The organism is Devosia riboflavina, assembly GCF_000743575.1.
GTDB classification, from domain to species: domain Bacteria; phylum Pseudomonadota; class Alphaproteobacteria; order Rhizobiales; family Devosiaceae; genus Devosia; species Devosia riboflavina.
Map to the genome: position 1 here is coordinate 49878 of NZ_JQGC01000024.1, position 10187 is coordinate 60064.

Genomic DNA, 10187 nt, shown 5'->3' on the forward strand with positions numbered 1-10187 from the left:
GCTGGCTGCGGTCTCCCGCAACCAATAAAGGCCCACAAGACAATTCGTCCTGTGGGCCTTTACCTTTTTGGGTGTCGGTTTTGCATGGGCATGGCAAAGCCCGGTCGCTTCCGCTAAGGGATGGACAATCTCGAATAGAAGCGCAGGTCAGTTCCTTGTCAGCCATTGTTCCTGTCATTCTCGCCGGGGGTCAGGGGACCCGTCTGTGGCCGAAGTCGCGTTCGGCGCGGCCCAAGCAGTTCATCGATCTCGTGGGCGAGACCAGCCTCTTCCAGCAGAGCCTCGAACGGGTGAAGGATGCCGGGCGCTATGGCGCTCCCATCGTCATCACCAATGCCGAATATCGGTTCCTCGTTGCCGAGCAGGCGCAGGAGCGGGGGATTGCGTTGGGCGCGATCCTGCTTGAACCCGTTGCACGCAATACGGCGGCAGCGATTGCTGCGGCGGCGCTGGTGGCGGTGAGCCAGGACGAGAATGCGGTTATCCACGTGCTGGCGTCTGACCATCTGATCCCGGCCAGCGCCGAATATTTCGGCGCGGTGGATAATGCGGCGCTGGCGGCTCGGGATGGGCATCTCGTCACCTTTGGCATCACGCCCGATCGGCCGGAAACCGGCTATGGCTATATCGCCATTGGCGAGGCGCTGCGTCATGGCGCGCACAAGGTTGGGGCTTTCGTCGAAAAGCCCAATCTGGAAAAGGCCGAGGCCATGCTGGCCCAGGGTGGCTTTGCCTGGAATTCGGGCATGTTCATGCTGCCGGCAAAGCTTTTCCTCGCCGAGTGCGAGAGGCTGGCGCCCGAGGTCTATGCCGCGGCGCGTGGCGCGGTGGCCGGGGCCAAGAGCGATCTTGATTTCATCCGGCTCGATGAGGCCGCTTTTGCCGCTTCACCCAATATTTCGGTCGACTATGCGATCTTTGAACGCACTGACAAGGCGACCGTGCTGCCGGTGTCGTTCGAATGGTCCGATCTCGGGGCGTGGGATGCGGTGTGGAAGGGGCAGAGCCGGGATGCGGCCGGCAATGCCGTGACCGGGCCGGCGATGATTTCCAATTCGACCAATTCGCTCGTCGTTACCGAGACCGCGCATGTGGTGGTCGATGGGCTTGATGATGTGGCTGTTATTGCGACGGAAGACGCGGTTTTTGTCGGTCGGTTGAGCCAGGCGCAGAATGTCGGGGCGATTGCCAAATCGCTCAAGGCCGATGCTTCGACGCGGGCGCTGACCGAGACGCACAAGACCTCCTACCGGCCTTGGGGCGGGTATTCATCGATCCTGATGGGTGATCGGTTCCAGGTGAAGAAGTTGTTTGTGAAGCCTGGCAAGAAGCTGAGCCTGCAAAAACATCATCACCGCTCGGAGCACTGGGTTGTGGTGCGGGGCACGGCTGAGGTGACGGTGGATGGTCAGGTGACCATGCTGACCGAGAACCAGTCGATCTATCTGCCGCTCGGCTGTACGCATCGCCTCGCCAATCCGGGCAAGATCGAGCTGGAGCTGATCGAGGTGCAGACCGGGTCCTATCTCGGGGAAGACGATATTATCCGGATCGAGGATGAGTTCGGGCGGAACTGAGTGCCGACCGCGATGCGTCATCCTCGGGCTTGTCCCGAGGACACTTCACTTGCCGATGATGCAGGAAGTGTAGAGCCCTCGGGTCAAGCCCGAGGGTGACGATTTGGGATAGCGATGACGGCTGCGCTCATTTGCTGGGCCTCAGCAGGCCACGACGTTGACCGCCAGGCCGCCCTGGCTGGTTTCCTTGTATTTTTCGCTCATGTCATTGCCGGTCTGGCGCATGGTTTCGATGCAGGCGTCGAGCGGTACGGCGTGCACGCCGTCGCCCTTGAGGGCGAGCGAGGCGGCGGTGACGGCCTTTACGGCGCCAAAAGCGTTGCGCTCGATGCAGGGGATTTGTACCAAGCCCCCGACCGGATCGCAGGTCATGCCCAGGTGATGTTCCAACGCGATCTCGGCGGCGTTTTCCACCTGTTCGGGCGTGCCGCCCTGAATGGCGCAGAGGCCGGCGGCGGCCATGGAAGAGGCGGAGCCGACCTCGCCCTGACAGCCCATTTCGGCGCCAGAGATGGACGCATTGTGCTTGAGGATGCCGCCGATGGCGGCGGCGGTGAGCAGGAAATCGTGCACCGCGGCGCGGCCCATGCCGGGCAGGAATTGCGTGGCATAGCGCAGGACTGACGGGATGACGCCGGCCGCGCCATTGGTGGGCGCGGTGACGACGCGGCCGCCGGCAGCGTTTTCCTCGTTGACCGCCATGGCGAAGAGGCTGAGCCAGTCATTGCCGCTCAGAGGGTCGATCTCGTTGCGGCGCCATTTTTCGGAGAGGTGCTCGTGGAGCGCCTTGGCGCGGCGGCGCACTTTGAGGCCACCGGGCAATTGCCCATCCTGGGTGAGGCCGCGGTCGACGCAGCCGGACATGGCGGTCCAGACCTCGTCGAGGTCGCGGTCTAGTTTCTGGCGCGAGATCCGCACTTCCTCATTGGCGCGCTTCATGGCGGCGATGGAAAGGCCGGAGCGCCTGGCCATGTCCAGCATTTCGGCGGCATTGGCGAAGGGCCAGGGCACATCCTGCTTGATGGTGGGGGCGTCCTTGAGCGCAGCCAGCTCGTCCTGGCTGACGACAAAGCCGCCGCCGATGGAGAAGTAGACCCGGCGCAGCAGCAATTGGCCGTCGCCATCGAGAGCGCAGAACTGCATGCCATTGGGGTGGCCGGGGAGCGGCGTGCGCGTATCGAGCACGAGATCGACGGCGGGACGGAAGCGATAGGCCGGGTGGCCCGGCGGCTCGATCTGGCCGGTCTCGCGGATTTTTTCGACGATCGGCTCCATCTGGTCGGGATCCACATCGCGCGGATTTTCTCCGGCGAGGCCAAGGATGACGGCGCGGTCGCTGCCATGGCCGATGCCAGTATAGGCGAGGGAACCGTGGAGGCTCGCGGTGATCGCGGCAGGCCGGGCCTGGCGGGCGCGGGGCCAATTGCCCTCGCGCAATTCATCGAGAAAACGGCCGGCCGCCGACATCGGGCCCATGGTGTGGGAGCTCGATGGTCCGATACCGATCTTGAAGACGTCAAAGACAGACAGGAACATGGCCCATCATACTCATTGTTCCAGAACCGGCAACAGAGCGTGGCGGGGAAGCGTGATTGCGTTTGCGTGAGGCATGCCGATATCGGTGGGACCAAGAGCCAAGGAGACGCGTTATGGCCTCATATCAATTCCGTTCTGCCGAAGGTGCGGCCGCCGACTCGCCGCTAATCTTCCTGTTCCACGGCACTGGCGGGGATGAGAACCAGTTCTTTGATTTCGCGGCTGAACTTGTGCCTGGTGCGGCGCGAGTAGCGCCGCGTGGCGATGTCAGCGAGCATGGCGCGCTGCGCTATTTCCGCCGCACCGGGGAGGGCGTCTATGACATGGCGGATCTCGCCCAGCGCACTGCGGCGATGACCGAGTTCCTGCGGGCTGAAGTGGCCAAGCGCCGGCCGGCAAAGGTGCTGGGGCTGGGCTATTCCAATGGCGCCAATATCCTGGCCTCGGTGCAGTTCGGGGCGCCGGACCTGTTCGATGCGACGGTGCTGATGCATCCGCTCATTCCCTTTGCACCGCCGGCGGCCGACTTCGCCGGGCGAAAAGTCCTCGTGACGGCAGGACAATATGATCCCATAGCACCGGCCGGATCGAGCCAGGCGCTGGCAGACTATTTCACCGCCAATGGCGCGAGCGCCGAAGTGGTCTGGCACAATGGCGGGCATGAAATCCGGCGCGAAGAACTGATGGCGGCGCAGACGTTTTTACGCACTTAGTTATTTGTTTTTCCCTGCCCTATCGGCCTATTAACGAAGTCTAGAGGCCCGCGCCGCGATAGTGACGGGTGGGCCTCTGCCCTTCTGCCGCCATGGGTCGCCGCATATGTCGCTTCTTCGCCTCTTCACCGACAGTCTGCGCGCCCGCGTGTTGCTGCTGGTGTTGCTCGGTTTTGCCAGCGTTGCCGTGCCGGCCTTTTTTGCTTTCCAGTGGGTCGTCAATTCGACCGTCGTGCAATTGGGCACGCTCTTTGCCGAAAAGCAGGTGCTTTACGATCGGCATCGCGGGCTCGGCACGCTGGTGCGCGAGGTGTCGCTGGCCGAAGCGCTGGCGGGCAGCCAGGCGGTGCGTGACTGGGCGCAGGACGAAACCAATCCCGAACGCCGGGCGCGCGGCATTGCCGAACTTGAGCACTATCGGCGCTATTTTGCCGACGGCTCCTATTTCTTCGTCGTCGCGGCCTCGGGGAACTACTATTTCAACGACAGCGCCAATGCCTATGCGGGCAACCAGTTTCGCTACCGGTTGCGCGAGGAAAACCCGGACGATGGCTGGTATTATTCGACGCTGGCCTTGGGCGAAGGGTGCCATCTCAACGTCAATAATGACGCCAACCTCAAGGTCACCAAGGTCTGGATGAACTGCGTAATCCGCGAGGGACGCGAAGTTCTGGGGCTCTTGGGGACCGGGATCGATCTCACGTCCTTCATCCAGGAAGTCGTCAATGTGCCGCAACGCGGCGTCACCTCGATGTTCGTCGACCGGCAGGGGATGATCCAGGCGCATCGGGACGAGACGCTGGTGAGTCTCGCTAATTTCGGCGACGAGGTTGGCAGCAAGCGCTCGGTCTTTTCGCTGGTTTCGGGGTCGGGGGATGCGGCGACGCTGCAAAGACTGTTCGACGATGTGACTGGGGGCGACATGCTCGCCGACTCAGCCTTCGTGACAGTCAATGGCAAGGAAACGCTGGTCGGCGTGGGTTATCTCGACAAGCTCGGCTGGTACAATGTCACCTTCATGGACATTGATACGATCATCGACCGGCGGCTTTTCGTGCCCATCGGGCTGCTTCTCGCCATCATGATGGTGGTGGTTGCGGTGGTGCTGGTGCTGATGTTCCGGAACCAGGTGCTCGACCGGCTGACCAAGCTCGAACATGTGGTGCGCAAAGCGCGTGCGGGGGACTATGGCCCGGCGCTGAGCATGGGTGCGGGGCGGCAGGACGAAATCGGGCGGCTGTCTTCGGCGCTGACGCAGATGGCGGCGCGGGTGGACGACCACACGCGGCTTCTCGAAGCGAGGGTCCGCGAGCGCACGCAGGAACTCGAAAGCCTCGCCTTCCGCGACGGGCAATCGGGCATTCTCAATCGCCGCGGCTTTGCGGCCGCGCATGGGGATTTCGCGGCCAGCGGGGCCGGCTACGGCATTCTTCTCGTCGATGTCGACCATTTCAAGCAGATCAATGACAGCCACGGCCATGCGGCCGGCGACCTCGTCATCGTCGCGGTGGCGCGTCGTATCCAGGAGACGATCGGGGCCGAGGGGGCCTGCGCGCGCTGGGGCGGCGACGAATTCATCGTGCTCCTGCCCGATTGCCGGCCGGGGGAGTTGCGCACGCGCGCCCATGACATCATGCGGGCGGCAATCGGCGAACCGATTGCGACGGCACCCGGGCGATCGATCGTCGTGTCGCTCAGTATTGGGGCGTGCCTCGCCGAAGGCGGAGACAAGCTCGAAGTGGCAACCGACATGGCGGACGCGGCGCTCTATACCGCCAAGCAGGCGGGGCGCGGCCGGGTCGTCGTCTTCGACAAGGACATGCGGCCCGATCCGCGTCGCAACGTCGCCTGACCCTTCAACATATCGATCAAAACTTGACGGCCAAGGCCCGATCGGGACCAATCGGGCCGCGCTGAAAATTTGAAGGGATGAGAGATGTTTCGCTTCGCTTTGCTGTTCGTTCTGGCTTTCTTTGCAAGCTTCAGCCTGCCCGCTGCGGCGGCAAGCTTTGATTGCGCCAAGGCTGCAACGCCCTTCGAACATGCCATTTGCGACAGTCCGGAGCTTTCGGCGGCCGACGACAGGCTGGCAAAAACCTATCAGACGGCAATCGGTGGGCTTTCCGAGGGGGCGGTGGCGGCCGTACGGGGCGATCAGCGCGCCTGGCTCGATTTTGCGCAGCGTGCCTGTGCGCCCGAGGCGGAGCCGATGACGAGCGGGCGCTACAATGAGGACCGCACGCGTTGCCTCATCAATCGCTTCGACAGTCGCAGTTCGGCGCTGGAAGACAGTCGCATGATCAATGGCATGCGCTTTTATGTGCGGGCGCGGTTTGACGCCATGCCCGATCCGAATGCGGAAAATGCCGATTCCTATTGGGCCGTGGCGCAGCACGAACTGAGCTATGTGCAGCTCGATTCGACGGAGCCCTTTGCCGGGGCCTTCAATGCCTATGTCGAGGGCGAGGCGCTCAAGCTTTCCGGCCTTTTCGGGGAGGAGGGCGGTTCCTCGGAGATGGACGAGGACGCTTCGAGCGACACTAACAATTCGATCGGGGTTGCGGAGGCCAATGCCAACCGCATCGACCTCAATGTCGGCACTTATTGGTATGGCCATGGTGCGGCGCATGGAAATTGGTCGAAGACTTTCCTCCACTATCTGGTCGATGAGGACCGGGAACTGGCGGCGAGGGACATTTTTACCGGCAAGCGCTGGCAGGCGGGGTTGCTCGACCTGACCGTCGAGGCGCTGAAAGCCGAGCATGGCGACGCGCTGATGCTCGACGACACCAGCTATATCGCCGATGCCGTGACGGATCCCGCGCGCTGGGACCTTTCCGATCCCTATGCGCTGATCCTGCAATTCCAGCCCTATGAAGTGTCGGCCTATGCTTATGGGGCGCCGACGGCGCGGATCAGCCTTGAAAAGCTGGCGCCCTATATTTCCGAAGACTCGGACTTCTTCCGCTACTAGCGCGCGAGTTCGGGAAAGAGGCCGCGTTCGGAGAGGAACGGGTGGACCTCGATAGCGGCCTTGATGGCGATCAGGGCTTCGTCCCGCCTACCCATGGTGTGGTAGACGAGGACACGGCCGGCGAGGGCACCGAAGTGGCGGGGCTCGCGGGCTAGGGTCTCGCTGATATCGGCGAGCGAACCCTCATAGTCGCTATTGAAGAATTTTGCAGTGGCGCGCAGGTTCCAGCCTTCGGGATAGTCTGGATAGTCGGCGATCAGGGCGTCGATCAGAGGTATCTGCGCGCCGGGGCCGCCAAGGCCGAACTGACTGACGATTGCGGCGAAGCGGGCAGCGACGACCTTGTCGTCGGGGTCAGTCCAGAGCGCCCAGATTTCCTCCGCAATGGCGCGGGCAGTGGCTTCGTCGGGCGCGATTTTGAGGTTCTCGAAGAGGATGTCGAAGCTTGCCTCTTCGTCCGCGCTCCAAAAGCTTGATTGGGCCAGCACCATCTGGGCCGGCGTCACGGCTAGCAGCATTGCGGCAAGCAGGGGGCGGACAAAGGGGCGCATGGAAGAAGCTTACGCCTTCTGTGGGCGAGGACAAGCGGGAGCGCGATTGACAGCGGGGGCGGGCGCGTCATGCTGGGTGGACCAACTGCCATAGGAAATATCAGGCCATGAACGACCTTATCCACCACATGATCTCCTCCGGTCCGCGACCGGTGGCGCCTTTCAGTCATGCGGTGGAGGCTGGCGGCTTCGTCTTCATAACCGGGCAGATGCCCACTGATCCTGCGGCACCCGAGGCGCCGCTGCCCGAGGGCATCGAGGCACAAACGCGGCGTGTCATCGACAATCTCAAGGTGGTGCTGGGCGGCGTTGGCCTCAGCCTCGGCGATGTCACCATGGCGCGCATCTATCTCACCCATTTCGAGCGCGACTATGCGGCGCTCAATGCGCTCTGGCCGAGCTTTTTCGAGCCGGGCAAATTGCCGGCGCGGACCACGGTGGGGGTCACGGCGCTGGCCGTTGGGGCGCTGGTCGAGATCGATCTTGTGGCGCGGCGGGGGTGAGGTGACGCAAGTGCCTGTTGGCAGGCGCTGCGTGAGCCATTTCGCATCTTGCAAAATTGAGGCGAACTGCGCTCAACTGTGACGGTCTTGCGAACGACAGGGGAGGGTCGGGCGTGTCATTTGCGTTGCGCGTCACCCGGGTGATTGACGAAATCAGCCGCCGGGTGGGGCTGGTGGCGGTGTGGCTGGTGTTGTTTTCAGCCCTCGTCAGCGCCTTCAATGCCATTTTCCGCTATTCCGTCAGCGCCATGATTTCGCTCGAGCGCAGTCTTGGCGGTGGCTTTTTCGGCGGCATGGTCTGGCTCTATACCAACTATTCCAACGTGCTCTCCGAGAGCGTCTGGTACATGTTCGGCGGCATGGTCATGCTCGGCGGCGCCTGGACGCTGAAGATGAACGAGCATGTGCGCGTCGACCTTCTCTATGGCGCAGTGAGCGAGCGGACCCGCACCTGGATCGACCTTCTGGGCGGGCTCTTCTTCCTCATGCCGCTCTGCATCCTGCTGATCTATTTCACCTGGCCCTGGTTCGTGCAGGCCTGGGTGCAGAACATCACGTCCAATGCCGCGGGCGGGCTGCCGCGCTGGCCGGTGCGGCTGATGTTGCCGGTCGGCTTTGCAGTACTGATGCTGCAGGGCATTGCCGAGATCATCAAATGCATCCTGGCGCTGACCACCAATTATGTCCGCGAATTCGCCTATGAGAAGCCCGTGCAATGATCGATCTTATTCGCGAGAACATGGCGCCGATCCTGTTCGGCGGGCTGGTGCTGTTTCTGCTCATCGGCTATCCGGCGGCCTTTTCGCTGGCCGCGGTAGGCTTGTTCGGCGGCCTTGCCGCCATTGAACTGGGGCTGATTGCCCCGACCTTTCTCGGCAATCTCACCTATCAGCTCTATGGTGTGCTCTCGAACGAGCTGCTGCTGGCTATTCCGTTCTTCACCTTCATGGGTGTCATCCTTGAAAAGAGCGGGCTGGCCGAAGATCTGCTCGATGGTTTCGGGCAGCTTTTTGGCGGCATTCGCGGCGGGCTCTCCTATGCCGTGATCATCGTCGGCGCGATCCTCGGGGCCATTACCGGCACGGTGGCGGCATCGGTGATCGCCATGGGCCTGATCTCGCTGCCGGTGATGATGCGCTATGGCTACAATGTCCGGCACGCGACCGGTGTGATTGCGGCTTCGGGCACGATTACCCAGCTCATTCCGCCCTCGCTGGTGCTGATCGTTCTGGCAGACCAATTGCAGAAATCGCCGGGCGAAATGTATATCGGGGCAACCGGCGCCTCGATCGTGCAGGTTTTGCTGTTCATGGGCTGGGTCTTTATCCTCTCCATCATTCGGCCCGAACATGTGCCGGCCCTGCCGCCCGAGGCGCGGACGCTGCGGGGGTGGCCGCTCTGGGCGAAAATCATCCGCGGCACGGTGCCGTCCCTCGCGCTGATTTTCATCGTGCTCGGCACCATCCTCTTGGGGCTGGTGACGCCGACCGAGGCGGGGGCCATGGGCGTTGTCGGCGCCATGCTGCTCGCCTGGATGAATGGGCGGCTCAAATGGAAAGTGACCTGGGACGGTATGGTCTCCACCATGCGTCTCACGGCCATGGTGGTGTTCATCCTGCTTGGTGCCCGCGTCTTTACCCTGGTATTCCAGGGCGTGGGGGGCGGTCACTGGATCGAGGAACTGCTTTCCAACTTGCCTGGCGGGGTCGTGGGCTTCCTGATCTTCGTCAATATCTTCGTCTTCATCCTCGCCTTCTTCCTCGACTTCTTCGAGATCGCCTTCATCGTCATTCCGCTGCTCGCGCCGGTGGCGGATTCGCTGGGGATCGACCTTGTGTGGTTCGGCGTGATGATCTGCGCCAATATGCAGACGAGTTTCATGCATCCGCCCTTCGGCTTTGCGCTGTTTTATCTGCGGGGCATCGTGCCGCGCGACAAGGTGAAGACGACCGATATCTATATGGGCGCGATCCCCTGGCTGGTGTTGCAGTTGATATTGGTGGGGCTGCTGATCGCTTTCCCGGAACTGGTGACCTTTTTCCTGGATAAAGGGCCGGAAGTGGATCTCAATTCGGTGGAGATCGTCTTGCCACCAGTGGGCGGGGGCGAGGTGACGACGCCGAGTTTTACGGCACCGCCGCCACCGAGTTTTGGGGCGCCGCCTGCACCGACTTTTGAGGCGCCACCGCCGCCGAGTTTTAATTGAGCGAGAAGTGAAGAGCCCTCGGGTCAAGCCCGAGGGTGACGAGGCAGATGCTGGATGCGGCCTCCTCCTCCGGCCGTCATCCTCGGGCTTGTGTGGATGCTTTGTGATTTAGTCTGTGCACGAGCCG

General features: G+C 62.5%; 9 protein-coding genes. 7 read left to right on the top strand and 2 right to left on the bottom strand.

Annotation, left to right across the window (positions count from 1 at the left end; genetic code table 11):
* Positions 1-155 precede the first annotated feature (155 nt).
* Positions 156-1577 carry a mannose-1-phosphate guanylyltransferase/mannose-6-phosphate isomerase gene (locus JP75_RS19900; protein ID WP_035086279.1) on the top strand — a complete coding sequence of 474 codons (1422 nt, stop codon included), beginning with the start codon at positions 156-158 and terminating at the stop codon, positions 1575-1577.
* Between the two features lie 141 nt (positions 1578-1718).
* Here the strand turns inward: JP75_RS19900 and JP75_RS19905 are convergent, their stop codons facing one another.
* The gene (locus JP75_RS19905) at positions 1719-3113 is read right to left on the bottom strand and encodes an L-serine ammonia-lyase (RefSeq protein WP_035086282.1); all 1395 of its coding nucleotides are present in this window, start codon (positions 3111-3113) and stop codon (positions 1719-1721) included.
* Between the two features lie 113 nt (positions 3114-3226).
* Here JP75_RS19905 and JP75_RS19910 point away from each other — a divergent pair, with 113 nt between their 5' ends.
* The 3 genes from JP75_RS19910 to JP75_RS25515 all read left to right on the top strand — a co-directional run bounded on the left by JP75_RS19910 (position 3227) and on the right by JP75_RS25515 (position 6800).
* Positions 3227-3826, top strand: a complete 600-nt coding sequence (locus tag JP75_RS19910) for an alpha/beta hydrolase (protein WP_035086285.1) — start codon at positions 3227-3229, stop codon at positions 3824-3826.
* A 106-nt stretch (positions 3827-3932) separates the two neighbouring features.
* The gene (locus JP75_RS19915; protein WP_035086288.1) at positions 3933-5678 is read left to right on the top strand and encodes a sensor domain-containing diguanylate cyclase; all 1746 of its coding nucleotides are present in this window, start codon (positions 3933-3935) and stop codon (positions 5676-5678) included.
* Positions 5679-5762: 84 nt separating this feature from the next.
* Positions 5763-6800, top strand: coding sequence for a DUF3298 domain-containing protein (locus JP75_RS25515; protein WP_051960970.1), 1038 nt, complete (start codon positions 5763-5765; stop codon positions 6798-6800).
* Here JP75_RS25515 and JP75_RS19925 read toward each other — a convergent pair.
* Positions 6797-7351, bottom strand: a complete 555-nt coding sequence (locus JP75_RS19925) for a tetratricopeptide repeat protein (RefSeq protein WP_051960971.1) — start codon at positions 7349-7351, stop codon at positions 6797-6799. The genes JP75_RS25515 and JP75_RS19925 overlap by 4 nt on opposite strands.
* A gap of 128 nt (positions 7352-7479) precedes the next feature.
* On the opposite strand from JP75_RS19925, the gene JP75_RS19930 reads away from it, so the two are divergent.
* The 3 genes from JP75_RS19930 (at position 7480) to JP75_RS19940 (ending at position 10060) form a co-directional block, all read left to right on the top strand.
* Complete coding sequence (locus JP75_RS19930) at positions 7480-7854, top strand: RidA family protein (RefSeq protein ID WP_152565926.1); 375 nt, start codon at positions 7480-7482, stop codon at positions 7852-7854.
* Positions 7855-7967: 113 nt separating this feature from the next.
* Positions 7968-8573: a TRAP transporter small permease subunit gene (locus JP75_RS19935; RefSeq protein WP_035086290.1), complete on the top strand. Its 606-nt coding sequence runs from the start codon at positions 7968-7970 to the stop codon at positions 8571-8573.
* Entirely contained in the window at positions 8570-10060 is a 1491-nt protein-coding gene (locus tag JP75_RS19940; RefSeq protein ID WP_051960972.1) for a TRAP transporter large permease, read from the top strand. The genes JP75_RS19935 and JP75_RS19940 overlap by 4 nt, the downstream gene beginning before the upstream one ends.
* Positions 10061-10187 lie beyond the last annotated feature (127 nt).